We start from the raw sequence: 26821 nt of genomic DNA on the forward strand, positions 1-26821 counted from the left end.
TGCGGGGTGGAGCAGCCCGGTAGCTCGTCAGGCTCATAACCTGAAGGTCAGAGGTTCAAATCCTCTCCCCGCTCCCAATATCTCAATAAATAAACTAAAAAAACCCATATGAAGTTTTATTGTATTTAAAATTCTTAGTTATCAAATTCGTTTACTGGTAAGTACGCTTGACCTGTCTGAGAGGCATGACGTCTTACTCTCGAAATAATTTCTTCAAAATTCATAATATCAGAGAAAAATAAGTATAAATGATTTACATCTATGATAAGTAATGTTGTTTTACCGCCAGATGCTTCCGAAATTGCTACTTTACTATAACCGCTTACAGATACCATTATCCCCATTGTGTTATCTGCCATTTTACTGACTTTTGCCTTTAAAGAGTCGATTTCTTCAGCTCCAGATTGTTTTTTCGTAAATTTTAATTCTAAGAGATAGGTTGTACCCTTGTGAGTTAAAGAACCATCTATTTGTCTACCATTAGTGATATATGAATGTTTTTTTGTATTTCACAAAAATCAAGTAATTGATAAAACCATCTTTCAAAAGCATATCCTCCATCTTGTGTTCCTATTTTAGATTGTAATTCTTCGAATCCTTTTTGAAGTTTGCTTTTATCCGTTTGAGATCGCTGAATGCGTTCTTTTTGAATTTGGGCTCGTTTTTGTGTTTCCAGACGTTCTTTCTTAGATATAACGCGTTCATTTTGTTCTTTTAAATATAATTTGAGCTATTGAACTGCTTTGTAGGCAGCTTGTATTTTTAAATCCGAATCTTCCCAAGGACCTCTTAGGTCAGGAAAAGTGGATTGTTCTGATAGGCTATATGCCATTCGAGAAATAACAGCTTTACCTTTTGATGTTTGTTGTAATCGATTAAAAAGTCGATCTAAAAAATACGTTTGCTCTCATCATTTGACCAAGTTGCAATGAATGTAGAAGCAATATGAGATGACATAAGAAATTTTTTAAGAGCCTCTTTTCGTCAATAAGACTTGAGTAGGGCTTCATAAGTTAAATCAATTAAGCGAGGAGTAATATTTATAGCCATAAAAGCCCTTTCTGATTGATGCCTTTAACATTTTATATCTAGAGAAAGTTTAATTGGATTAATTGATTTTACGAATAATAACAAATGGAATAAGCGTTATGTAGCATTATATAATAATGTAATAAAGCCGATATAAAGTATAAGTTAGATAGCAATTTTATTGATAATAAAAAGATTATATAATGAGACGAGTCTTAAATCAGGCATATATTATAGATGATAATTAAAAGATTAAGATCATGAAATATACGTGGTTGGTTTTTATGATTCAAATAAGTAATATTCTAAAGGTTATTCTTGAAATTTTTCAAAATAAGAGGGATATATTTTAATATATTCTTAATTTTAAATAGGATTTGTTAAATGCCCAAATATCGTTCACATACTTCTACCCAAGGTCGTAATATGGCGGGGGCTCGTGCATTATGGCGGGCGACTGGAATGAAAGATGGAGATTTTAACAAACCTATTATTGCTGTGGTGAATTCATTTACTCAATTTGTGCCTGGACATGTGCATTTAAAAGATCTTGGTGATGTGGTGGCACGTGAAATTGAAGCCGCAGGTGGTGTAGCAAAAGAGTTTAATACGATTGCTGTTGATGATGGAATTGCCATGGGGCATGATGGCATGTTGTATTCTTTGCCTAGTCGAGAAATTATTGCAGATTCAGTTGAATATATGGTGAATGCGCATTGTGCAGATGCCATGGTTTGTATTTCTAACTGTGATAAGATTACCCCTGGCATGTTAATGGCATCGATGCGGTTAAATATTCCTGTGATTTTTGTTTCTGGTGGGCCAATGGAAGCAGGGAAAAGCACAGTTGCTAATCATAAACTTGATTTGATTGATGCGATGGTGGTTGCAGGAAACAATAATATTTCTGACGCACAAGTTGCTGAGTATGAACGCTCAGCTTGCCCAACATGCGGATCATGTTCAGGAATGTTCACGGCGAACTCTATGAATTGTTTGACCGAAGCCTTGGGGCTATCTTTTCCTGGTAATGGAACGACGTTAGCCACTCATAAAGATCGTGAATTGCTTTTTAAAAGAGCAGGTCGTCGTATTGTTGAATTATGTAAACAACATTATGAAAACGATGATAATAGCGTTCTTCCACGGTCAATTGCATCAATCGCAGCTTTTGAGAATTCGATGGCGTTAGATATTGCGATGGGTGGGTCAACAAATACGATTTTGCATTTGTTAGCAATTGCGCAAGAGGGGGACGTTCCTTTTACCTTAGAAAATATTGATCGTTTATCTCGTAAAATTCCACAACTTTGTAAAGTGGCTCCAAATACACAAAAATACCATGTTGAAGATGTGCATCGTGCTGGGGGTATTTTCTCTATTTTGGCTGAGTTAGCCAAAGGAAATCTCATTGATACAACGGTTAAAACTATTCATTCTGATACATTGGCTGAAGCGATTCAACAGTGGGATATTAATACGACAAAAGATGATGCAGTTTTACAGTTCTTTAAAGCGGCCCCTGGTGGTGTTCCCACACAGCAAGCATTTAGTCAAGACAGTCGTTGGAAGACTTTAGATACAGATCGTAAAGAGGGGTGTATTCGTAGTGTTGAGCATGCTTATTCCCAAGATGGTGGATTAGCGGTTTTATACGGAAATATTGCTGAAAATGGTTGTGTGGTTAAGACCGCAGGCGTGGATAAATCTATTTTGACCTTTACGGGAAATGCGAAAGTATTTGAAAGCCAAGATGCTTCTGTTGAAGGGATTTTAGGCGATCAAATTGAACCTGGTGATATTGTGGTTATTCGCTATGAAGGGCCAAAAGGTGGGCCTGGGATGCAGGAAATGCTTTACCCAACCAGTTATCTAAAATCTAAAAATCTTGGTAAGCTTTGTGCGTTGTTAACGGATGGTCGCTTTTCAGGAGGGACCTCTGGGCTTTCTATTGGGCACGTATCCCCAGAGGCAGCTTCAGGTGGTGCGATTGGATTGGTGGAAAATGGCGATAAAATCGTCATTAATATTCCTAATCGTTCTATTCAATTGGATGTGTCTGATGCTGATTTACAAAAACGTCGTGTTGAGCAAGATAAAAAGGGCTGGAAGCCTGCTAAAGCACGTGCCAGAAAAGTCAGCATGGCATTAAAGGCATATGCAATGATGGCGACAAGTGCTGATAAAGGTGCGGTTCGGAATAAAGAGTTGTTTGATTAAACTAAATCAGATCCCACTAGAGAATTTTTAGTGGGATATTTTTATTTAATTGGGGCAATATTTGATTTTATTGCCAAATTTAATAAGGTTTATTCTTGTCTAGTGTAGACAATGCGTTTATTACTTCCTTGTGGATAAGTATTGAACGCACTTTTTACACAATATTCTATAATAAAAGAAGCAACATTTGCACTGCCAGAATAGGTGCAGTTTGCTGTAAAAAGCTGTTGAGAGTCTGTAATCTTTGGTGGTGCAATACAGATATTATGACTTTGTTGTTCAGTATCGCAACTTAACAAACTATTGTTAGGTGACAGAGGTTTATAAAGGTTCATGGAGTAATGAATAGAATTTTTATTTCGTGGATCTTGTTGAGCTTTCACAATGGCAATTAAAGTTGGTCTACCTTTGTTTTCTGGTGCCAGCCCTGTATCAACAACAGAATAGCCGAAATGAGTGAAAATTTTTTCAGTTTTAATTTTCGCTTGGGTTATATAATTCCAATTATAGTCTGAAAACGGATCTTTCGTCATAATAGATCGATCGGCGATGACACGAATAATTGTATTCGTCGGGATAGGAATATTATAGTTTTGGCTCTGTTCTTGTATAGTAATATCTTCAGTGCATGCGTTTAATACTATAATAATTATAGTACATGAAAATAGTTTGAATTTGTTGAGGCAATGAATAGGAATGGACATGATCTTTCCTTTGAATTTAGTTATTCTTTTATTATTTGGGTAGCAACATATCCATCAGGTGTATTTTAAAAATAAACAAGAGAATTTTGATTTAAAGGAAAGGTTGCAAATATAGCATCTGTCATTTTTTGATATATTTTATCGTCAATTTTTGCATATATTTGGTCATACGTTAGGTTACTACTCTCGGCCTTTTCTATTTTATAGCTAATATGACTTGAGAAGATGGCATTTTGTTTATAGTTTTTAGAGTCAATGCATTGATTTATATCGTTACAAATAGATTTTGGATGGTAAATAGTTAAGCTATAGTCATATACGTAAGTGTTGGTAGTATGATTTTGATTATAGCATGTTGTATATGTATTATTGCTGTCACCAACTCTTATATCAGACATTTCAATAAATCTTGCTTCACATACGAGTTGAGCGCCTTGAAAAGATTGTAATTTGAAGTTGGGCTCTATTAAAACAAACAGATTAGTTTTATAGAGGTATTTTTGTCAACTACACTACAACCTCGTTCAATAAGATGAGATTGTGTGCGTGCTTTAAGATTTTTATATATTCCAAAATCCTCAAAAATTGGATGGTTGGTTGTGATAAGAATTCTATCATTATTTGTAATTAGTTGCGAAGAGGCGTTATTCTTAACATGTAATGATGTATTCCCAAAATGATAACATCCTGATAATAAGCAGCATATGATTGAGCCATAACTAGTTTTTGATATAAATTTTAACATATGTTTATTGAGTGATATTTGTTTCTTATTCTAAAAAATAATGTTACAAATAAGATTAATGAATATCAATTGTTTTTTAATGATTGGTATCCCGTACGGGATTCGAACCCGTGTTACCGCCTTGAGAAGGCAGCGTCCTAGGCCTCTAGACGAACGGGACATAGGCTATGTATCATAGCAAAAAGTATAATAATCACATTATATATGATATTTTGTAAATCGCAGCAACCATATTTTTAAATGATTGGCGTCCCGTACGGGATTCGAACCCGTGTTGCCGCCGTGAAAGGGCGATGTCCTAGGCCTCTAGACGAACGGGACAGAGGCAATGTGTTCTTTTTGAATAGCAGAACGAGCTATGTAGTCTAAACACCAACAACCATATTTTTAAATGATTGGCGTCCCGTACGGGATTCGAACCCGTGTTGCCGCCGTGAAAGGGCGATGTCCTAGGCCTCTAGACGAACGGGACAGAGGCAATGACGTTCTTAATACATGGGCATGGTGATTAGGTCAAGAACAAAAAAATTTTTTTATACAAAAGCCGCATCTTTAATAAAAAAATCAGCATTTTCCCTGCCATTCCAGCTATTTGTGCGTAACCAACCTGCTAAATGCATAGGACGACGATTATTATAATCTTCTAAATAAGGGGTAATAGGGTTTTGATCTGCTTTAAAAATCAAGGCCTTAATACTGGAACCATTTTCACCTTGCAAGGTTAAACGCAATGTATTGTTGTCTTTACCGATTCTGTCAGAGCGTAAAATATGAACATGAGATAAGACAATCAAAGGCTCATCATTCCCATTCCCAAAAGGGGTCAAACGCTCTATTTGTTTAGCTAATTCAACTGTAGCACCAGCAATAGTAGTCACCCCTTCGATTTCCAAATCAACAACGCTGGGTGCTTGAGCTGCTTTAGAAAGATATTCATTCAAAAATTGGTGTAAAATCTCTGTTTGATCTTTGCGATAGCTATATCCAGCAGCCATCGCATGTCCACCACCATGCAGTAATAAGCCTGCTTGTTTTGCAGCGATAATTGCTGCCCCCAAATCCAGTCCAACTATAGAGCGTCCAGACCCTTTAATCGTGCCATCTGAAAGCTCGGCTCCAATTAAGGTGGGTCTGTTAATTTGTTCTTTGATTCGTCCAGCGACAATACCAACAATCCCAGGATGCCAGTCACTATGATGCAACATGATAACAGGAGAGCCTTTTTCATTCTGCTCTAGGGCTAAATCGGTTGCCTGTTGTAATACGCCTTGCTCAATATTTTGGCGCTGTTTGTTAATTGTGTCCAATCGTTCTGCTAATTGATGGGCTTCCACAGGATTGTGACAAGTTAATAATCTTAGTCCTAAATTTGATTCGGAAATACGACCACCAGCATTGATTCTGGGACCTAAGGCAAAACCACAACTGAATGCATCAGGTGCTTTTTGCACGCCCGAGACTTCTAGTAGGGCAGCTAGTCCAATACGCTCTCTTTTTCCTAAAATCTTTAAGCCTTGTGTAACCAGTGCACGATTTAACCCTGTTAGCGGCATCACGTCACAAATTGTCGAAAGAGCTACTAGATCTAGTAAATTAAGAAGATCGGGTTTTGAGTGATTATCAAAATATTGTCTCTGTTGTAACGCGCGGGTCACGGCAATACAGGCAAGGAAACTGACACCACCAGCGCATAAATAACCTAGACCTGAATTACAGTCTAATTGATTGGGATTTACGCTGGCAAAAATAGAAGGTGCTGTTTCGCACTTATGATGATCTAAAACAATAATATCGGTTTTATCTTGTGGGGTTGCATCAAAGACTTGATGTGATGCAGCCCCACAATCAACACATATAATTAAGGTTACATCCTGATCGATTAAGCTTTGTAAGGCTGGGGCGTTAGGTCCATAGCCTTCTTTGATTCGATCAGGAATATAAACAATAGGGGAGAGGTGAAGATCGTTAAAAAACTGAGTTAAAATTGCTGAAGAGCAGCCACCATCAACATCATAATCTCCAAAAATAGCAATTTTTTCCTGTTGAATAACGGCTTTGGCAATGCGATCGGCCGCTTTGTCCATATTTTTTAAACAAGAGGGGTTGGGCAATAAGTTTTTTAATTTAGGTTCAAGGAAATGCTCAACTGCTTGGGGCGAAACCCCACGCACGGCAATCATCCTGCCAACGATGTCGTAAAGCGAGGCTTTTTGAGCGATATGTTGAGCATGACGATCCAGTGTGCTGGAATCGCAAAAGGATGGCATACGCCATAACCACCGCCGCCCAGAAAGGCTTTGTTGTATATTCAGGGCAAGCGGTGCTTCGGAAGAAGTTTTTTTTAATAATTCAGACACTGGCTAACAGTTAAATTTATTTAATATCCATTGGTTTTGCTAAGATATTATGGCGTGCATTCACAAAGCGAACCGTTTTTGAACGAGAACGTGTGACCAAAGAATTGGTCCATACGTAATTTCCTCTCCATTGAACGCCTTTTAGAATATCCCCTGTGGTAACGCCTGTTGCAGAGAACAATACATTGCCACTGGCCATATCTTCTAAAAAGAGTTTTCTTTGAGGATCGCCTTCGCTCATTGTTTGGGCACGATCAATCTGAGATTGGTCTTCAAACAGTAAACGCCCTTGCATTTGCCCATCAAAGCATCGAAGTGCAGCTGCTGCTAATACCCCTTCAGGAGCACCACCAGAGCCAATAAATATATCAACATTACTATCAGGAATACAAGTAGCAATGATTCCAGCAACATCCCCATCAGAAAGTAATTTGACACGGACGCCGACTTCACGAGCCTTGGCAATCATTTCTTGATGGCGATCTCTGTCTAATGCGCTCAGTGTAATTTCAGAAACATCCACTTTTTTTGCTTTGGCCAGATTGCGCAGATTGGTTTCAATTGAATTATCAATATCAATGATACCTTCTGGATAATTAGGGCCAATGGCTATTTTATCCATATAAATATCTGGCGCATGAAGGAATTTCCCTTCTTCAGCTAATGCAACCACAGTAATTGCATTAGGAAGATTTTTTGCGGTTAGATTGGTTCCTTCTAATGGATCGACAGCAATATCCATCTTTGGGCCACCAGAACCAACTTTTTCACCAATATAAAGCATTGGTGCTTCGTCCATTTCACCTTCACCAATAACCACTGTTCCTGAAATCGCCACAGTGTCAAAAGCATGCCTCATTCCCTCTACTGCGGCATTATCAGCTTCATTTTTTTTTCCTCGGCCGATCCAGCTAAACGATTGAATAGCAGCAGCTTCGGTGACTCTGACAAGTTCTAATGCAAGATTGCGATCGGAAACAGTATAGGTAGAAGTCGTAGGAGAAGAAAGAGGCATGGTAAACATATTCCTTAGGTAAGTGATTATGCTTCTTCGATACGAAGCATAATATGTTTTTCTGTAATAACAGGAAGTTTTTGAATAGCTTGTAAAGCTTGTAACAATGATTGTTCTTTGGTTTTATGCGTTACTAAAATGATAGGTACAATAGGGGAGTCGTTCATATCATTGGTTGCACCATGTTGTAATAAGCTGCGTAAAGACACATTATGCTCTTTTAAAATGGTAGCAATATCCGCAACAACACCAGGTTTATCTTGAACCATTAATCGAATGTAATAGGCTTTGATGAATTCGTTACGAGAAACAACGGTTGCTGGGGTTAATTCTTTCCAATCTGTCCCCCACATTGGAATGGTTGAGCCTCTGGCAATATCAATAATATCCGCACTGACCGCAGTAGATGTTGGTCCTTCTCCTGCGCCAGCACCTTCCAACATTAAACGACCAGAAAATTCCCCTTCGGTGAATACTGCATTGGTAACACCGTTTACACGTGCTAATGAAGTATCATGAGGCAACAAAGCAGGGTGAACACGAAGTTCAATACGGTTATCTTGGTGTTGTTGTGCAATTCCAATCAATTTGATGGTATATCCCAGCTCTTTGGCATAGTATAAATCATCAGGGTTAATGTCACGAATACCTTCAACAAAAACATCCTTAAAGTGAATAGTATGACCAAAACCAAGGCTGGCTAAAATAGCCAATTTATGTGCCGCGTCGAAACCATCAATATCGGTTGAAGGATCTGCTTCGGCATAGCCCAGCTCTTGAGTCTCTTTGAGAATATCATTAAAAGCGCAACCTGTCTTGGCCATAGCAGTCAAAATATAGTTACATGTTCCATTTAAGATCCCACCAATTCGTTTTAAACGATCTGGGGTTAATGCTTCTTTGATGGTTTTAATAACAGGAATACCCCCTGCAACAGCGGCTTCAAATAAAAGTGGAACATTTTGCTCTTCGGCAAGTTTAGCCAACTCATCACCATGTAAAGCAATTAATGCTTTGTTGGCAGTCACTACACCTTTATGTGCTTTTAACGCTGCACAGACCAAATCATAAGCAATTCCGTTGGCACCGCCAATTAACTCAACAACAACGTCAATTTCAGGATTGGATACAAGATCCATTGGATTGTCAACCCATTGAATATGGGATAAATCGATTCCTCGATCCTTACCTTTGCTTTTGGCACTGATCGCCACGATTTCAATGGGGCGGCCAGCTTTATGGGTGACGGATTGAGCATTGGCTTGTAAAAGGCGGACAACGCCACCTCCTACGGTTCCAAGACCAGCGATCCCCAGTTTTAATGGTTTGCTTATAGACGGGGTACTCATAAAATGTTCTCCAGGTTACGATAGACATAAAGATAGTGGTTTTATTTTATTTACTTTGTATAAGTATTCATAAAGGTTTTAATAGAGCGACACGCTTGTCGTAATCTTTGTGTATTTTCAACCAAACCGATACGGACAAAATCATCACCATACTCACCAAAGCCCAAGCCAGGGGCTACGGCGACCTGTGCTTCTTTAAGGAGCAATTTAGAAAATTCAACGCTGCCCAGATGTTTAAATTGCTCGGGAATTGGTGCCCAAGCAAACATTGATGCTGGTGGTGAAGGAACGTCCCATCCTGCATTATGTAAACCTTTGATTAAAGTATCACGCCGATCTTTATAGAGGTCGCGCATTTCTTGTATATAATCTTGTGGGCCGTTTAAAGCAGCGACAGCAGCGATTTGAATAGGCGTAAAAGCGCCGTAATCCAAATATGATTTAATACGTGTTAACGCAGCAATTAATTTCGGATTACCCGCAGCAAAACCAATACGCCATCCTGCCATTGAATATGTTTTTGACATGGACGTAAATTCAACAGCGATGTCTTTTGCGCCAGGCACCTCAAGAATAGAGGGGGGGATTTGATCCCCATAATAGAGTTCTGCATAAGCAAGATCTGATAGAATCCAAATAGATTCTTTTTTTGCAAAAGCAACCAATTCACGATAGAAATCTAAGCTTGCAACATATGAAGTTGGATTAGATGGAAAATTAACAATCAACGCTGTTGGTTTTGGAATAGAGTGGTGAACAGCTCTGTGTAGCGCTTCGAGCATATTTTCGTCTGGTGTTGCAGGAATAGAGCGCACGGCAGCGCCTGCAATAATAAATCCAAATTGGTGGATAGGATAAGATGGGTTAGGAACTAAAATAGTGTCCCCTGGGCTGGTGATAGCAGATGCTAAATTGGCCAAGCCTTCTTTTGAGCCTAAGGTGACGATTGCTTCAGTTTCAGGATTCAAAGAAACATTAAAGCGACGTTGATAGTAATTGACTAATGCTTTACGTAGCCCAGGAATTCCACGGCTTACAGAATATCCGTGTACGCGTGAAGATGAAGTTGCCTCTACTAATTTTTGCACAACATGTTCTGGTGGGCGGCTGTCGGGATTACCCATACCAAGATCGATGATATCTTCACCGCGCGTACGCGCCGCTTTTTTCGCCGCGTTAACTTCTGCAAATACATAAGGAGGGAGACGGCGTATGCGATGAAATTCTTCGGTCATAGGATACTCAATTCTGTGAAAAAATTATAATAATAAAAATTACTCATCCATTCGAATGCGTACACCATGGCCGATAGCGTGTGCACGAATTACAATAGACGATTCTGGTACATTATGGGCAATTAACATTTTTGCAACTGTTTTTGCACGTAAAAGCCCCAAAGATAATGCTTGGGATTGATCTTTTGGTTCAATTGAATAGGCATCTCCATAGCCATGAACAAAAATTGTGCGTCCATGACGCTGCCAAGCAATAGAATTAATTAACCCATCTTGTTTGGGATTTGGAGTATCCGAATCAATTGGAAATGTTATTAACTCGCCTTTTGGTGCCTCTAAAGGTAATGCCGCAGGTTTAAATGGTGATGGTAAATTCGCATCTGAAGGAATGTTAAATCCAGGGAATTTTGATGGAGGTGGAGGGTTAACAGGAATAGCAGGAATGACGACTGCTTGCTCATCAATTTTCGCACGCAATTCTGGCAGAACAACAGGTTCAGGCGGTGGAGGCGGTGCTTTTTTTGATTCTTTAGGTTTCTCCACGGGTTTTGCTGTGTTTTGAACAGGTTGTTTGTCTGCGGCATTGGCCTCTGGAGCGGGATCTTGTCCTACGGCATCAAAGCTTGCAGAAGATTCTTCTGAATTTTGATTGTTGGCTGCTGTTTTAGCTTGCTCTGTATTAGGTTTGCTTTCTGCCACTGGTTGTTGTGGTGCAGGAGGGATTTTGGGTATATCGAGTGGTGCGACTGTATTTTGCCAATCAGAGAGTGTTCTATCTTTGGTTAAAGAGTCGGTAATCTCGTTACGCAATGCAGGTGAAGGTAAAGCAGGGGGCTGGGTTGGGGTTAATCCAACATAAGGATAGGTTTGATCATGACCAGGTACCGGTAATCGAGGCTGGGATACAATACCGCCTTCAAGATTATGGTACCAGCCTACGGGTGTTTTAATAACGGGACTGTTGGCGCATCCCTCTAAACACAAAAAACCCATTAATAAACTATAACGAAGAAATGGTTGGCGAATAAAGGGCACTCTTTTGAACCTCGAGATTTAAAATAAATTAAATAATGTTATTAGTATTATAGTTTTTTTTATGAATGCGCTATTTTCCTTTTGCAACACTAAGTAAATAATCGTCAAAATTGTTGCAAAAAACAAAATATATGAAAAAATTGTTTTATAAAATAATCGTTAAAATATTTCTTATTCTGTTTGTTGAAGTGTATAAGATTTATCAATAAAATGTTTTATAATATGATGAGTAACATCGCATTAGTTGTAAGTTAGAGGGAAAAGTTGATGAATTTTATGCAGTCTGATACGCATAACACAATAATTTTGAATAATAATGATCCTGAAGAGCCTGTAGATCCTTCAGAAAAAATCGAAAAACTAGGTGCTGAAGCACTGGCTTCTTCTGTGTTAGAAAGTAAACTCTTTAAAGAACGAAAAGTTCTTATTTTTGGAGAGGTTAATGACAGGCTTGCCAAAGAAGTAACCGCACGTTTATTAGCTTTGGCATACGATTCTGATCGTCCAATTGATGTTTACGTTAACTCTCCTGGTGGACATGTTGAAAGCGGAGATACAATTCACGATATGATTCGTTTCGTCGATTCTCATGCTCCAATCAATATGATTGGCACTGGATGGGTTGCATCAGCAGGAGCGTTAATTTTTGCTGCTGGTCATAAAGAGCGTCGTGTTTGTTTACCTAATACACGTTTTTTATTGCATCAACCAATGGGTGGTGTCAGGGGACCGGCAACCGATATTGATATTGAAGCCAAAGAAATTATTAAAATGCGTGAACGTTTGAATCATATATTTGCTAAAGAAACAGGGCATTCGTATGAAAAAGTTACAAAAGATACTGATCGTAACTATTGGATGTCTGCAAAAGAAGCAATTGAATACGGATTGGTTCACCGTATTATTCATAAATGGTCTGATATGAAATAATTTTGTCGTTGGAGCGTTGATTAAATGTCTAGTTTAGAAGCAATTTACACAAAACTACCTGAAAATTTACACGATTTGCCAAAACCTCAATCTGAAAAAGAGCTAGAGGAAATGAATTATCGTGTACGTCATTGGATGAGCACTATTCCCGGGACGCTTAAAATCGGTAGTAAAGAGCATAAGCAAGCCGTGTGTCAGATGTTTCGTGAGACATTTAATCCTTATAGACCGACATTTATGAATTGGCCTAAGTTAAGTGAAGAAGAAATTAAACGCTTAAAAAGTTTGCCTATTTGGGATATCGCAGTTCATACTGAGGGCAAAGCACGCTTAAGAATGGCTGCTTATGTTAAAGAAATTGTAGATCCAGAAATGGCAGATGCCATAGCCAGAAATGCTTGGGAAGAAAATCGCCACAAAGAGGTTTTGACTGATTTAGTTAAATTTTATGGTATTCCTTTGGCTGAAGAACAAGAATATCAGTTACCTAAAGATGCAGAATGGGCTTATATGGTTACAGGATTTAGTGAATGCTGGGATAGTTTTTTTGCTTTTGGTTTGTTTTCAGTTGCTCAAAAATCTGGTTTTTTTACAAAAGAACTTATTGAGACATTTGAGCCTGTAATGCAAGAAGAATGTCGTCATATTTTATTATTTGCGAACTGGTTGGCATGGCATCGTAAAAATTTATCTTTGATAAAAAGAGTTAAATTTGAAGCAAAATTATATGCAGTGCATGCGTTTCTTATTTATGAACGTTTAGGTCTAATTAGGGAAGTCGATGTTGATGGTCAGGAATATTATGAAGATAATAACTTTACCATCAATGGTGTTGCAGAGCTGGGTAAAGATAAGACTACTTTAAAAGAATTCTTACAATTATGCCTTTCAGAAAATGAAAAGCGTTTTGCTGGGTATGATCGTAGGTTAGTTAGACCTAAAACTGCACCCTTTTTAACAAGGCTCATTCTGAGATTTTTACCAAAAAAACTTGCTAATAAACAGCTAGCTTAATTTGTTTTTGATTATTAGAATGTTAAACTCCTCTTTTCGATAACTTAAAAGAGGAGTTTTTTTTATGACTGAATTGATAAACAAAATTGTCTTGCCGTACGACTTGAACTAAGGCTATTTGGAACTTTACCCAACAGTTTAAATTCATCAATATATTGTGCAACTTGCTCCCATAATTGATTATTAATAGGTACAATATTTTGATTTTGATTTTTTAACATAGCTAAAATTTCTTTACTACTCATAGCTTTTAATTGATCAGCAAGTAGCATACTGGTTTCTTGCAAATGTTCTGTTTGCCATTTCGAAGCATGACGAATACTGAGTGCTAGCGGTGTAGTAATGTTTGGATTTGTATTCAAAAATTGATTGTTCATTCCAAGAATTCGATTAGCACGAGAACTCCAGCTGCCACTTTGACTTCCGGCTAATTCAAAGACTTGCTTATTTGCATGGCTTAATATTTCCCACATTAAAGGGTCATTGCCAATAATGGCTTGAACTTGATTAGAAAGAAGAGCTGGTAATAGTTCTTCTTTTTCCATTTCAACCCATTTAATGTTTTGTTCGGGATTGAGTCCCTTACGTCTTAACAAGATTGAAAAGAAAAGACGTTCTTTTGCTGAGTGGCGATGGGTTGCAATTTTTAATCCTGCCAGATCTATCAGTCTATCGATTCGTTGCTTGCGTGAGGCTAGTAGGCGAAAATTACCGCCACTAATTCCAACCAATAAGCGTGCTGGCACTCCTCCAAGTAACTCAGGCAACCAATCTAAAGCAGATAACACAGCTGCATCGCATAAATTTTGTTTTAATGCGTCCATAGCCTGTAGGTGATTTTGAATATTGGGTAAAATTGTAACATTTAAAGCGTATTTTTCAAAAAAACCTTCTGTTTGAGCAATCGCTAAGAGCGAATCGCTCTCACTTTTAGGCCATGCAATCCGAATAGATTGCGGTGGATAGTCGTTGATTCTCTGTTTGGGTGATGAGCTAAGGTAATAAGATGCATACCCCCCCCCTCCAACCAGGGCCAAAGTAGCCCCGATGCCAAAAAAAGTTTTTCTGCGACTTATCAATGACTTTGATGATTTATTATGCGTGGTCATAAAAATATTTTACTTAATAGTTAAAAAAAATTAAAAAAAACTAAAAAAACACTTTACCATTAATATCGAATTAGGCTATAGAGAGTTCACGGCTGATCCCGAATAGCTCAGTTGGTAGAGCAAGCGACTGTTAATCGCTCGGTCGTAGGTTCGAGTCCTACTTCGGGAGCCATCTTTAATTTGATATAAAAGCTGTATGTATTTATTAAATACAATTCATATATTTCCAATAAATAAATGATTATATATTATGAGTATGCATTGATTGCATATTCAACACATTCCTGTTTCTATTTCGACACATCATATTTTTTCTTGCTTTGTTAGACGAGATTTATGATTCATTTTACTATGATAGTTGGGTAATCTGTATCTATATTACGAAAGATATTAGTAATCTAGCTACAAAGCATAAGTGAAAACCCAGTTCCATCATGACATGTTTTAAAAGCTAGTGATTCTTAACATTTAAACATGGTAATAGATGAATATGGCATTACTTTGGAATAAACCTAACCTTTTGCAAAGAAGAGAATTTTATTTTCTTTCTTGTTTTTTAATGATGGGTGGAACAGCCTTTTTTGATTCTACGGCAAAAGCCGTTGATGAAAAAAATACACCACCAACGGGAAAGACTAAAGATACCGATGCTATTAACGGATTAACTGATTGGCAGCTAATTCCTGTTGGAAGTGGCGGTGATTGGTTAACTACTATTGGTCGGGTGCAAAGTAACGCGGTTGATAGAGAGAGAATAAAAGAGAGTGGAAATCCATTATTGCCTCAACCTGAACATTTATTTGGCACATGGGGTGGGATTCAACCTTGGTTATATAAACGTGGTATTAATCTAAATTTTGATAACCAAAATGAGTTTGCTGGTAATATCACGGGGGGGACAAGAAAACGTTCTGCTAATGCTGGCGCTGCAGATGCACAACTTGATGTTGATTGGTCTACATTAGTTGGTAAAAATTGGTTCACAAATGGTTTAGTTTCACACATGACAGTTATTGGGCGTTATGGTGCTAACCTCAGCCCGATGATTGGTGAAAATATCACTCAGGTACAAGAAATTTATGGTGCAGGTGGTAACGTTGTTGCTAAACTTGTGAACTTATATAGTGATAAATACTTTATGGATGGTAAGATCGTTACCTCTTTTGGACGAAGCAATGTGGGTGGCTTTTATGCGACCAGTCCCATTCATTGTTATTTCATGAATAACGGTATTTGCGGTAATCCCAAACCCCTTTCTGGACAGGCAGCAGGGTTTAATGCATGGCCAGATTCAACGTGGGGTATTACAACATTATTTAGACCAACAAAACATTTTTCCATACGTATTGGTATGTTCCAAGTGAACCGTTATGCTTATGGTAACGAAGGTGGAAAGCGTGCTGGATGGGCAGCTATCGTAAGAACTGCAGGAAATGCAGGGGGTGAGTTCCCATTAGAAGTCGTTTATGAACCACATTGGGGAAAAAATGATCTTGTTGGGCATTATAAATTTGGTTTTGCTTATGATACTTCATCTTATCCTGTATGGGGCAGTGGCCTCAGTGGTAAAAAAATTACCGAAATGAATGGTGCTGACCAACGTTGGAAACGTGGACGTGATGTCGAATGGTTATTATTAGATCAGATGATTCATCGTAATGGCCCTGGTGATCTGAATGGTGTTATTGGATATGTAGGCTTTGTTCATAGTAATCCTTTGACTTTCCAACGACAAAATGAAGTTATGGTTGGGATGATTAATACGGGCTTTTGGAAAGCCAGACCGATGGATGCCGTTGGTGTTTTATTCATTCATCAAATTATGAGTGGTAAAATGCGTGATGCTCAGCGTTATAATTTAGCTAATGGTGTTTCAATTGGTAATATTGGTGGAGCAACAGGTATTCAGACTGCGGAAACAACTTTTGAGTTAACTTATATTATTCATGTTTACAGAGGTATTCGTTTCCAACCTGATTTTCAATATGAAATTAATCCAAATGCACAAAAGAATATTAAAGATGCAGCGTTCTTAGGATTTAAAAGTCGTGTAGATTTCTAATATTTTGTAAATGGAGTAAATTTTAAAACCTTAATTATTACTTTTTTCATAGAGTAACGATTAAGGTTTTTTTATTATGAGTAGATTTTGTTGATGGTAAACAAAACGTGATGACATCATTTGTTGACCATCAAGGGGATTTTGATAGTAAACTACTAAAATTATTTTAAATTTTTTATTTTAAGGGCCGTCATTATGAAAATATCTCATTTTTTTCTTATGTCATCCATGCTAGTCAGTATGCCCAGTATTGCTTTTTCTGCTGAACCAGTATGGAAAGATACCTCTTTAACACCTGAAGCGCGTTCAAAGGCACTTGTAAGTGCGATGACACAAGATGAAAAATTGCAAATGGTTGCAAGTCATTATGCAGTTAAGAACGGCCCTGAAAATTCTCCTGTTTTAAAAGGAGCCTTGGGAGGAGCAGGTTATGTTGCTGGTATTCCTCGTCTAGGATTGCCGGCGCAACAAATCACAGATGCTGGGCTAGGGGTTACTAACCCTAATAATGGAAGACCTGGTGATGCGGCCACATCTTTGCCTAGCGGTCAAATTTTGTCTGGAACCTTTGATCCTGATCTTGTTCATAAAGGAGGTCAAATGATAGGGAAAGAGGCATTTGACAGAGGGTTTAATGTTTTACTTGGTGGAGGTGGAGCTGTTTTAGTAAGAGACCCAAGGAATGGTCGTAATTTTGAGTATTTAGGCGAGGATCCTTTGCTTGCTGGAAATATTGCGGCGGCTCAAATACAAGGTATACAAAGCCAGCATGTGATTGCAACAGCTAAACAATTTGCATTTAGTGCTATTGAAACTAATCGTATGAAAGTAGATATGCGTATTGGGGAAAAAGAAGCTAGAGAATCAGATCTTTTGGCTTTTGAAATAGCAATAAAACAGGGACAGCCTGGTGCTATTATGTGTGCTTATAACAAAGTGAATGGTGATTATAGTTGTGAAAATAGTTATTTATTGCAATTACCCAAGAAAAATTGGGGATACCGTGGTTATATATTAACAGATTGGAAAGCAAGCCACAGTACGGTTAAGTCTGCAAATGCTGGTCTAGATCAAGAATCTGGAATATCATCAGATACTAAGGTATACTTTGGTAAAGCATTAAAAACAGCAATTGCCAAAGGTGAGGTTTCTCAAGGTCGATTGGATAATATGGCTTATCGTATTGTATATAGTATGATGCGTATTGGAGCTTATGATAATCCAGCCTATAGGTCTGATCAGCCCGAAGATGTAGCAGCACATGAAGCAATTTCTCAAAAAATTGCAGAAAATGGTATGGTTTTACTTAAAAACCATCATAATATCCTTCCTTTGTCCCCAAGCATTAAAAAGATAGCTATTATCGGTGGTAGAGCAGATGTGGGTGTTATGTCTGGTGGTGGTTCTTCTCAAGTGACAGCCAGAGGGGGCAATATTATTGATCAACAAAGAATTCGGACATGGCCTGGACCTATTACTTACTTCCCATCTTCTCCTATGAAAGCAATACAAGCATTAGCTCCTGATGCCAAAGTTTCCTTTGCTGGGGGTAAAAATATACAAGAAGCCGTAGATTTGGCAAAGCAGTCAGATATCGCTATTATTTTTGCTACGAAATGGAGTGCTGAAGGTTTTGATACTGCGAATTTAGAGCTTTATGGAAATCAAAATCAATTAATTGAAGCAGTTGCTAAAGCTGGGAAACCGGTGATTGTTGTTTTGGAAACAGGCAATCCTGTTGAAATGCCTTGGTTAAATGATGTTGATGGTGTTCTTGCAGCTTGGTATCCTGGTACTTCTGGTGGGCCAGCTATTGCTAATGTTTTATTTGGCAAGGTCAATCCATCAGGTCGTTTAACGGCTTCATGGCCAAAAGCATTAAGTCAAGTTCCATATCCTTATATTGCAGGGGCAGGGAAGATTGCTGTTGCTGATACGTTAAATGTCAAACAATATTCCTCACAAAATCAGGCTGTATCTTCTGTTAATTTAAATGAAGATGGGGCTAATGTCGGCTATCGTTGGTACGAGCAAAAAAGGTTAATGCCACTATTTCCTTTTGGATATGGTTTGTCTTATACGACCTTTAAATATAAAAAATTATCTATTGATAAAAACTTTACAGAAGATCAACATTCTATGACTGCAAATGTAACAGTTAAAAATACAGGGAACCGTAGTGGCGCGGATGTTATTCAGATTTATAGTAAAATGCCAGACGGATCACCAAGTCGTTTGCTAGGTTTCAAAAAAGTAGAACTTAATGCAGGGGAAACTAAAACTGTTCCCGTAACTTTATTCCCAGCCAGCTTGTCTCATTATGTTCCAGAAAAACATAACTGGGAAATTATGTCTGGTAATTATGAAATTTTTGCTAGACCTGATGCTTTATCTCACGAAGGCTTGAAAACAACAATGCGTTTGGATCAGATTGACTTACCTGATTAGTATTCTTTTTTTATCGAATTGCTTTTATCTAGCCACGGCTTAAAACCGTGGCTATTATTTTATCATGATAGAATTTGATATAATTGATAAATAGCTTCATAATTTTTTTATCTAAATTTAAAAACATTGAAACCTTTTTCTAAGAATAAGGCTAATAAAATCTTTTAATAGATTGACTGTTCGTAATAAAAGGAAGTTAATGTTTCTATATATTTAGATCTTAGAAGGACATTCGCATGAAGTTATCTCAGTTATTTCTACTCTCATCTATTCTTGTCACTGTAACAAACCTTGCTCGTGCAGAAGAAGTAATTTGGAAAGATACTTCCCTTTCTCCAGAAGCTCGAGCAAAAGCCCTTGTGAAGGCGATGACACAGGACGAAAAATTACAGTTAGTTCACAGTCTGTATGCTGTTCTTAATGGTCCCAAAAAATTCCCGATTCCCAAAGGAGCTTTGGGCAGTGCGGCTTATGTTCCTGGTATTAAGAGATTGGGTATCCCAGCGCAACAAATTACAGATGCTGGTTTGGGAGTTACCAATCCTGGTGGCGATCTTCGCCCTGGGGATGCAGCGACTTCATTACCAAGTGGTCAGATTTTATCAGGAACCTTTGACTCTAAGCTTGCTTATGAAGCAGGTAAAGTGACAGGAGCCGAGGCTTTTCATAAAGGTTTTAACGTCTTACTAGGCGGTGGAGCTGTTTTAGTTAGAGATCCAAGAAATGGTCGTAACTTCGAATATTTAGGTGAAGATCCTATACTGGTAGGAAATGTTGCAGCTCAGCAAATTAAAGGCGTACAAAGCCAGCATGTTGTATCCACTGTTAAACATTATGCATTTAATAATATTGAAACAAATCGTTTAAAATTAGACATGAAAGTGGGAGAGAAAGAAGGGCGAGAATCAGATCTCCTTGCTTTTGAAACTGTGATTAAAAAAGGTAACCCTGGTTCTATTATGTGTGCCTATAACAAGGTGAACGGGGATTATGCTTGTGAGAATAGCTATTTATTACAGTTGCCCAAGAAAGAATGGGGATATCAGGGCTATATGATGACCGATTGGGGAGCAGGTCATAGTACAGTTAAAGCCGCTAATGCAGGATTAGATCAGGAATCTGCTGCTGATCAGTTTGATAATAAGATCTATTTTGGTAAAGATTTGAAAGAAGCGATTGCAAAGGGTGAAGTCCCACAAAGCCGTCTTGATGATATGGCATATCGTGTTCTATATGGTTTGATTCAAGTCGGGGCTTACGATCATCCTGCTACAAAATCAGAGCAACCAGAGAATGTTGCTATACATGAAGCAATTTCTCAAAAAATTGCCGAAAATGGGATTGTTTTATTACAAAATAAACAAAATATTTTACCACTAGCTACAACCGTAAAAAATATTGCGATTATTGGTGGACATGCTAATGAAGGCGTCTTGTCTGGTGGTGGATCCTCTCAAGTTACTGCTAGAGGTGGAAATATTAAATTAAAAACAGGGATGCAAACATGGCCTGGCCCAGAATCTTATTTCCCATCTTCACCCATGAAAACAATTCAAGCTTTGGCACCAGAAGCAAAAGTGCAATTTGCAGGGGGTGATAATATTCAACAAGCTGTTGATTTGGCCAAGAATTCAGACGTTGTGATTATTTTTGCTACAAAATGGAGTGCAGAAGCTTTCGATAATGCAGATTTAAGCTTGCCAGGTAATCAAAACCAATTGATTGAAGCCGTGGCTAAGGCAGGAAAACCAGTGGTTGTTGTATTGGAAACAGGAAACCCTGTGGAGATGCCTTGGTTGAATAACGTGGATGCTGTGGTTGAAGCTTGGTTCCCAGGAACTTCTGGTGGGACAGCGATTGCTAATGTTTTATTTGGCAAAGTTAATCCATCTGGACGCTTAACAACTACTTGGCCAAAATCTCTATCACAAGTTCCATATCCAACGATTAAAGGTGCAGGTCGAATTATAAATGCAGACCCTGGTCAGCCAATGGAAAATGATTCTTCTGTTATCTCTTCTTTAAGTCTAGATATAGATAAAGCAAATGTTGGATATCGTTGGTATCAAGATAAAAAGATTACGCCACTTTATCCATTTGGATATGGGTTGTCTTATACAACGTTTAAATATACCAAGATTACGTTGAATAATAATCTATCTGGTAAAAATCCAACCATGACCGCCGAAGTTACGGTTGAAAATACAGGTAAAAAAGACGGTGCAGATGCGGTTCAGGTTTATGGAACCATGCCAGATGGCACGACCAGTCGTTTGCTTGGGTTTGATAAAGTTGCTTTAAAAGCAGGGGAAACAAAAACGGTTTCTATACCATTGGCTCTACAAGCGATTGCGAATTATGAACCTAAAGCTCACCATTGGGAATTACCAGCAGGTACTTATACGATTGCTGTGAAACCAGACGCGCTTTCTAATGAAGGGGTAAAAACATCAGTTCATCTTAATAAAATGAATCTAACTGATTAATTCGGTTATTGGTTGAGTTGTTGATAAGAAGCCACGGTTATATTAGCCGTGGCTTTTTTGTTATGATATCGTTTATAATTGGTTAGGTTCTATATAATATGAAATAAAGGTAAAATGAAATCGGTTATTAATTGGTGTAAAGAAAGTATGCATTCAATAATTGTCGTAGAATGTTTGATTTTATGGCTTTTATTTTGTTGTCTTTTATATATTTTTATAAGTCATGATTTTGTGAAAGCGTTTGCTCCTCTTATTATAGGTTTGTTAGGTGCTTTGATTGCTTTCGGTCAGTTTCAATTATCGAAATGGCAAAAAGATATTGCTAAAGTAAGGTTTGATCAAGATATTCGGGATAAAAAATATGACGTTTTAAAAAGATGGAGTGAAGTATACTACAATATTGTTAATGTAAATAATAATACAGAATATTCCCAATTATTAATGCTTAATGAAAAAAACTCATCTTTATCAGATGAGTTATGTTTTACGTTTAGCAAACAAGAGAAAATTCAAGCATATTGCGATGAGATAAAAACAGATTTTTTAAAAATTATTCAAGATCATAACCAATATATATTGAGTGGGAGGTATAATGAAGGTTTTGCAAAGAATGAAATGTACCATACAATTAATGAAAATAGATTGAAGATTATGAAAGCAAGAAAATCGTTATTAGAAAATGCTTATAAAGAATTATTGTAAAACAAAATTATCTTGGATGTGTTTATTCTAATAAAAAAACGCCATACCCTCTCGAATATGACGCTTTTACTAACTCGTGTAATCAAAAATTACATCGCAGATTTGAAGATACCTTCAACTTCTGCTTGGTTACCAACGCGAGGGTTAGTAGCAGCACAAGCATCTTTTAATGCGTTTGTTGCAAGTGTTGGAATATCTTCCGCTTTAACTTTGAGTTCAGTTAAATTCGCAGGAATATTCACATCTTTTGACAAAGCACGAATGGCAGCGATACAAGCTTTTGCTCCTTCTTCGTCGCTCATATTATCAACATTTACATGCATAGCCGCTGCGATGTCTTTTAGACGGCCAGCACATTTTGGTGCGTTATATTCTTCAACATGTGGAAGAAGAACCGCATTACATACACCATGAGGCAGGCCATAAAAACCACCCAATTGGTGAGCCATTGCATGAACATAACCCAAAGACGCATTGTTGAAGGCCATCCCAGCTAAGAGTTGTGCATAAGCCATGTTTTCACGAGCAACCATATTTTTACCGTCTTTAACAGCGGTACGTAGGTTGTCAGCAATCAAAGTAGCAGCTTTTAATGCACATGCATCCGTAATAGGAGATGCAGCAATAGATACATATGCTTCAACAGCATGAGTTAGCGCATCCATACCTGTTGCAGCGGTTAATCCAGGAGGCATACCAGCCATTAATGCTGGGTCATTAACAGACAGGATAGGGGTTACCATAGAGGTAACAATTGCCATTTTAATATGACGCACTTCGTCAGTAATAATACAGAAACGTGTAATTTCACTGGCTGTGCCAGCCGTAGTGTTGATTGAAACCAATGGTAGTTGAGGTTTCTTAGGGACATCTAAACCTTCATAGTCTTTGATTTCGCCGCCATTACTTGCCAAAAGAGCGATCCCTTTTGCGCAATCATGAGGTGAACCACCACCAAGAGAAATAACAAAATCACAGTTATTTTCTTTTAGAATTTTTAATCCATCATTAACATTTGTGACAGTTGGGTTTGGATGTGTACCATCATAAATAGAAGTTTTAACACCTTCTTTTGCAAGCAAATCAGAAACTTGCTTTGCAGCGCCAGATTTGTTCATAAAAGAATCAGTAACAATCAAGCCATGTTTAAAGCCATATGCTTTGATGTGTGGCACAGCATCACTCAAAGCATTTTCACCGATAACATTTACTGAAGGAATAAAAAATGTGGTACTCATAGATAGTTATCCTTTGTATTTTCTAAGTTTTATCTAAGTTACGAAGTAATCATACATCATATTTAAATAAAATTATAGAATAGAAGTTTGTTTCTCTTTAACTTATTTATAACTTATTGATTAGTTTAGTTTAGTTTTATATTTAATTTTTTAGCGATTCCTTGCCCATATTCTGGATCAATTTTCACAAAGTGTGCCAATACACGTTCAAGTATTTCTTGTTTCACTCCTTGCATAGATGCTGCTAGATTGCTGATCAATAATTCTTTTTGTTCAGCATTCATGAGTTTAAACAAGGCGGCAGGTTGGCTGTAATAATCTGAATCTGTTCTGTGATCATATTGACCTGCAGCACCAGAAAGATCAACAGGAAATAAAGGTTCTGGTTTATTCGTTTGTTTAGGAGCATTTACATAGCTGTTTGGCTCATAATTTGGGCTGCCACCACCATTTTGATCTAAACGCATTGCGCCATCACGCTGATAATTTGCATAAGGGCATTTTGGCGCATTAATAGGCAATTGTTGATAGTTGGTGCCTATACGATAGCGTTGTGCGTCTGCATATGCAAATACACGTCCTTGTAGCATTTTATCTGGGGATAACCCTGTGCCAGGAACAACATTACTTGGCGCAAAAGCTGCTTGTTCTACCTCAGCAAAATAGTTTTCTGGATTACGGTTGAGCTCAAAATATCCAACCTCATGTAATGGGAATTCTTTTTGAGACCATACTTTGGTAACATCAAAAGGATTTTCTTTATAGTTTTTTGCTTGTTCTTCGGTCATGACTTGGATGTAAACGCCCCATTTAGGATAGTCACCTTTTTCAATAGCGTTAAACAAATCTTCAGTTGCATAATCTGGATTGCTGCCAGCTAGTTCCCCAGCTTTTTCTGGATCAAGATTTTTGATTCCTTGCTGGGTTCTATAGTGCCATTTTACCCATGTTCTGACACCATCTTTGTTAATTAGGCTGTAAGTATGGCTGCCATATCCATGCATAAATCTGAATCCGTCGGGAATTCCACGGTCAGAAAAAAGAATGGTAACTTGATGTAAAGCTTCAGGGGATAGAGAAAAGAAATCCCACATCATGCCAGAATCTTTAAGGTTGCTTTTTGGGTATCTTTTTTGCGTATGTATGAAGTCAGGAAATTTAATGGCATCTCGAATAAAGAACACAGGCGTATTATTGCCCACAATATCCCAGTTACCTTCTTCGGTATAAAATTTTAAAGAAAATCCTCTGGGGTCACGTGCTGTATCTGCAGAACCACGTTCACCACCTACGGTTGAAAAACGTGCAAGCATAGGTGTTTTTTTGCCAATTGTGTTAAAGAGATTTGCGTTGGTATATTGTGTGATATCTTTGGTAACAACAAACGTGCCATGTGCACCTGCGCCTTTGGCATGGACACGGCGTTCTGGAATATTTTCACGATTGAAATGAGCAAGTTTCTCAATTAAATTAAAATCGTCAATAAGGACAGGGCCTCTGGGGCCAGCTGTACGAGAATTTTGATTATCAGCAATCGGAGCGCCGTTGGCACCAGTAAGAGTTTTTTTACTCATTATTTATGTTCCTTAAATATAATAGTCAATAGATTAGTAATTCAGCTTTTTATTATACAATTCATGATAGAGGTTTGTAGTTTTTAATCAAACGAAAAAAAATAATATATCTTATTGATTATATGAATAATTATTAGGGTAAGCATAATAAACTATATCTATTGCCGTTATTTATTATTCTGGCTTAACAAAGAAAATTGAAGATTTATGGTTTATAAATTGTTATGTTTTGCTTATGTGAAAAAGCACAGAATATATATTGATAAAAATCAGGGGTTCCTATGAAAATCTATTATGTGATCAGTAGTTTAGAAGGTGGTGGTGCAGAATTTATAATTCCTGATTTGGCTGACTTTTTTAAAAGCCAAGGACATAGTTTTAAAGTATTAGCATGCTTACCCAGAGATATGGAAACAGCTGCTTTATTGGAAAAAAGGAATGTGCCTTATCAATTGCTTTCTTTAAATGGTGATAACCGTTTAAAATCAACCTATAATTTATATAAAGCAGTGAAAAAGTCTCCACCTGACCTGATTTGGACGTCTTTGTCTCGTGGAACGATGGATGGGCAAATAATAGGAAAATTATGTAATATTCCCGTTGTTAGTTGGAAGCATAGTGCTAATCTTAGGGCTTATAAAGCGGCGGCTCTTCGTTTTTTACAACGGTATAGTCAATTTTGGGTCGCAGATTCTGATGGTGTCGCTGATTTTTTACAAACTGGGATGGATGTTTCTGCTGATAGAGTGATGACGTGGCCTTTGTTTAAAGTTCCAGAAAGCTTGCCTAAAATGCCAGTCTGGGATGGAAATGGCGTATTTCATATAGGAAGTATGGGACGTTTACACCCAGTTAAAAATTTTCATATTATGATCAAATCCATTGATTATATTAATCAGAAATACCCAGAAGTTGGAACAAAAATTCATTTTTCTATCGCTGGTGCAGGTGGTGAAGAACAAAAATTACAAAATTTAATTCAAAAGTTACAGTTAAATAATGTTGAGTTAGTAGGTTTTTATTCAAATGTTATGGATTATTTAAAAACCTTGCATCTTTATACACAAACTTCAACTTATGAAGGGATGTGTATTGCGTTGCACGAAGCTTTGGCTGCGGGTTTACCTGTTATTTCTTCCTCTGTAGGAGAGATGCGTTTCTGTGTAAAGAATAATCCTATTGGCACATTGCTGGATGAAAACTCACCAGAAGCTCTAGGTGAGGCCATAGTTGAATATTTTCATAACCCAGCAAAGACAACTGAATATGCACAAAACGCGCGTAATTATATCCAGTCACGTTATAGTCCAATAGCTTTTCAAAATGCTGGAAAAGCTATTTTAAACCGTATTGAAACTGAAATTTTACCATCATTTCAAAAATATTAAAATTGGATGAATGTATTAGTTTAAATTTTTTGTATAAAAACCCTCTCCTTTTTGTGTTTTAAAAGGGAGGGTTACATCAATTTATTTATAAATCGATTAAAATTACGCAATTTTCTCTGCGACTTCAATCATATCTACGAAATATTCTGATGTTGCGGTTAATTCGACCTTAATCAATTTA

19 protein-coding genes and 5 tRNA genes are annotated in these 26821 nt (G+C 37.6%); 10 read left to right on the forward strand and 14 right to left on the reverse strand.

All coding sequences use genetic code 11. The annotated features are described in order from the left end of the window. A tRNA-Met gene (locus tag QMN76_RS10505) sits at positions 1-77 on the forward strand. A 57-nt stretch (positions 78-134) separates the two neighbouring features. Here QMN76_RS10505 and QMN76_RS11060 read toward each other — a convergent pair. Next, complete coding sequence (locus QMN76_RS11060) at positions 135-488, reverse strand: hypothetical protein (RefSeq protein ID WP_328517267.1); 354 nt, start codon at positions 486-488, stop codon at positions 135-137. 925 nt (positions 489-1413) lie between these two features. Here QMN76_RS11060 and ilvD point away from each other — a divergent pair. Continuing rightward, the gene (ilvD, locus tag QMN76_RS10515) at positions 1414-3249 is read left to right on the forward strand and encodes a dihydroxy-acid dehydratase (RefSeq protein WP_282024757.1); all 1836 of its coding nucleotides are present in this window, start codon (positions 1414-1416) and stop codon (positions 3247-3249) included. An 89-nt stretch (positions 3250-3338) separates the two neighbouring features. On the opposite strand, the gene QMN76_RS10520 is transcribed toward ilvD, so the two are convergent. The 10 genes from QMN76_RS10520 to QMN76_RS10565 form a co-directional block, all read right to left on the reverse strand. Further along, positions 3339-3953: a hypothetical protein gene (locus QMN76_RS10520; RefSeq protein ID WP_282024759.1), complete on the reverse strand. Its 615-nt coding sequence runs from the start codon at positions 3951-3953 to the stop codon at positions 3339-3341. Positions 3954-4018: 65 nt separating this feature from the next. Next, complete coding sequence (locus tag QMN76_RS10525; RefSeq protein WP_282024761.1) at positions 4019-4351, reverse strand: hypothetical protein; 333 nt, start codon at positions 4349-4351, stop codon at positions 4019-4021. Between the two features lie 431 nt (positions 4352-4782). After that, positions 4783-4858 (reverse strand) — tRNA-Glu (locus QMN76_RS10530). 85 nt (positions 4859-4943) lie between these two features. Further along, positions 4944-5019: transfer RNA gene (locus tag QMN76_RS10535), tRNA-Glu, on the reverse strand. A gap of 75 nt (positions 5020-5094) precedes the next feature. Beyond that, a tRNA-Glu gene (locus QMN76_RS10540) sits at positions 5095-5170 on the reverse strand. Positions 5171-5231: 61 nt separating this feature from the next. Continuing rightward, positions 5232-6965 carry a single-stranded-DNA-specific exonuclease RecJ gene (gene recJ / locus QMN76_RS10545; RefSeq protein WP_408869473.1) on the reverse strand — a complete coding sequence of 578 codons (1734 nt, stop codon included), beginning with the start codon at positions 6963-6965 and terminating at the stop codon, positions 5232-5234. Positions 6966-7071: 106 nt separating this feature from the next. Next, the gene (gene glpX / locus QMN76_RS10550; protein WP_034341036.1) at positions 7072-8070 is read right to left on the reverse strand and encodes a class II fructose-bisphosphatase; all 999 of its coding nucleotides are present in this window, start codon (positions 8068-8070) and stop codon (positions 7072-7074) included. Between the two features lie 26 nt (positions 8071-8096). Then, entirely contained in the window at positions 8097-9419 is a 1323-nt protein-coding gene (locus QMN76_RS10555; RefSeq protein ID WP_282024715.1) for a homoserine dehydrogenase, read from the reverse strand. Positions 9420-9469: 50 nt separating this feature from the next. Beyond that, positions 9470-10654, reverse strand: a complete 1185-nt coding sequence (locus QMN76_RS10560) for an LL-diaminopimelate aminotransferase (RefSeq protein WP_034341030.1) — start codon at positions 10652-10654, stop codon at positions 9470-9472. Between the two features lie 39 nt (positions 10655-10693). Further along, positions 10694-11689: a hypothetical protein gene (locus tag QMN76_RS10565; protein ID WP_282024716.1), complete on the reverse strand. Its 996-nt coding sequence runs from the start codon at positions 11687-11689 to the stop codon at positions 10694-10696. 267 nt (positions 11690-11956) lie between these two features. Between QMN76_RS10565 and QMN76_RS10570 the strand changes: the two genes are divergently transcribed. Then, positions 11957-12619, forward strand: coding sequence for an ATP-dependent Clp protease proteolytic subunit (locus tag QMN76_RS10570; RefSeq protein WP_034341023.1), 663 nt, complete (start codon positions 11957-11959; stop codon positions 12617-12619). Positions 12620-12643: 24 nt separating this feature from the next. Next, positions 12644-13633, forward strand: a complete 990-nt coding sequence (locus tag QMN76_RS10575; RefSeq protein ID WP_034341020.1) for a hypothetical protein — start codon at positions 12644-12646, stop codon at positions 13631-13633. Positions 13634-13695: 62 nt separating this feature from the next. Here the strand turns inward: QMN76_RS10575 and QMN76_RS10580 are convergent, their stop codons facing one another. Continuing rightward, positions 13696-14742 carry an ABC transporter substrate-binding protein gene (locus tag QMN76_RS10580; protein ID WP_034341018.1) on the reverse strand — a complete coding sequence of 349 codons (1047 nt, stop codon included), beginning with the start codon at positions 14740-14742 and terminating at the stop codon, positions 13696-13698. Between the two features lie 96 nt (positions 14743-14838). Here QMN76_RS10580 and QMN76_RS10585 point away from each other — a divergent pair. The 5 genes from QMN76_RS10585 (at position 14839) to QMN76_RS10605 (ending at position 22440) form a co-directional block, all read left to right on the forward strand. Further along, positions 14839-14914 (forward strand) — tRNA-Asn (locus QMN76_RS10585). A 318-nt stretch (positions 14915-15232) separates the two neighbouring features. Further along, entirely contained in the window at positions 15233-16804 is a 1572-nt protein-coding gene (locus QMN76_RS10590) for a carbohydrate porin (RefSeq protein WP_282024720.1), read from the forward strand. A gap of 195 nt (positions 16805-16999) precedes the next feature. Beyond that, positions 17000-19252 (forward strand): beta-glucosidase family protein, encoded by a 2253-nt coding sequence (locus tag QMN76_RS10595; protein WP_282024721.1) that lies wholly within the window; start codon positions 17000-17002, stop codon positions 19250-19252. A 236-nt stretch (positions 19253-19488) separates the two neighbouring features. Further along, on the forward strand, positions 19489-21738 hold the full coding sequence (locus QMN76_RS10600) for a beta-glucosidase (protein WP_282024722.1): 2250 nt from the start codon (positions 19489-19491) through the stop codon (positions 21736-21738). Positions 21739-21852: 114 nt separating this feature from the next. Then, positions 21853-22440: a hypothetical protein gene (locus QMN76_RS10605; RefSeq protein ID WP_282024723.1), complete on the forward strand. Its 588-nt coding sequence runs from the start codon at positions 21853-21855 to the stop codon at positions 22438-22440. A gap of 89 nt (positions 22441-22529) precedes the next feature. Here QMN76_RS10605 and yiaY read toward each other — a convergent pair whose 3' ends face one another. Both yiaY and QMN76_RS10615 read right to left on the reverse strand, forming a co-directional pair. Then, complete coding sequence (gene yiaY / locus QMN76_RS10610; protein WP_282024725.1) at positions 22530-23678, reverse strand: L-threonine dehydrogenase; 1149 nt, start codon at positions 23676-23678, stop codon at positions 22530-22532. Positions 23679-23803: 125 nt separating this feature from the next. Beyond that, positions 23804-25252 (reverse strand): catalase, encoded by a 1449-nt coding sequence (locus QMN76_RS10615; protein WP_282024727.1) that lies wholly within the window; start codon positions 25250-25252, stop codon positions 23804-23806. Between the two features lie 281 nt (positions 25253-25533). Between QMN76_RS10615 and QMN76_RS10620 the strand changes: the two genes are divergently transcribed. After that, positions 25534-26640 (forward strand): glycosyltransferase, encoded by a 1107-nt coding sequence (locus tag QMN76_RS10620; protein WP_282024729.1) that lies wholly within the window; start codon positions 25534-25536, stop codon positions 26638-26640. Positions 26641-26821 lie beyond the last annotated feature (181 nt).

Source organism: Commensalibacter papalotli (ex Botero et al. 2024) (assembly GCF_947179115.1).
In the GTDB taxonomy this organism is placed as follows: Bacteria; Pseudomonadota; Alphaproteobacteria; order Acetobacterales; family Acetobacteraceae; genus Commensalibacter; species Commensalibacter papalotli.